This is a genomic window from Ruminococcus sp. CAG:57 (assembly GCF_000435935.1).
Classification (GTDB): Bacteria; Bacillota; Clostridia; order Oscillospirales; family Ruminococcaceae; genus Hominimerdicola; species Hominimerdicola aceti.
Genome location: NZ_FR890725.1, coordinates 1 through 408, shown reverse-complemented (window position 1 = coordinate 408; position 408 = coordinate 1). Strand labels below are relative to the sequence as shown.

The 408-nt window shown below is 40.9% G+C and carries 1 protein-coding gene; it reads left to right on the top strand.

Features of this window, described 5'->3' with window-relative positions; all coding sequences use genetic code 11:
* The coding region (cas2, locus tag QVO88_RS05955; protein WP_288177819.1) for a CRISPR-associated endonuclease Cas2 at window positions 1-215 on the top strand (215 nt) is incomplete at its 5' end.
* Window positions 216-408: the final 193 nt, after the last annotated feature.

The following is a 408-nucleotide window of genomic DNA, read 5'->3' as shown; positions in this document are numbered from 1 at the left end:
AGTGTCAAAATTATGGACAGCGAGTGCAGAACAGCGTGTTTGAAATAGACGTAGACTATGGCACTTTTCTGAAAGTGAAAGATAAACTTCTGAAAATAATAGACCCAAAGCATGATAGTCTGCGGATATATTACTTAGGCAACAATTGGAAGCATAGAGTAGAACACTACGGCACCAAAGAGACCTATGACCCTGAAGGCGTCCTAATATTTTGACCAGCGTACCCCAAGTGATCCACAAATCCCTAGTAAGTTCGCATGAAAATGCCATGCTATTTGTGAACGCACAGTGAACAAAATCAAACCGATACCCATTAAATAAAAAAATAAGTCCGCATCACGTTGAGCAAGCACCAGATATACACAACATCAAGTGTCACGCTCCACGTGAGCGTGTGAGTTGAAATAT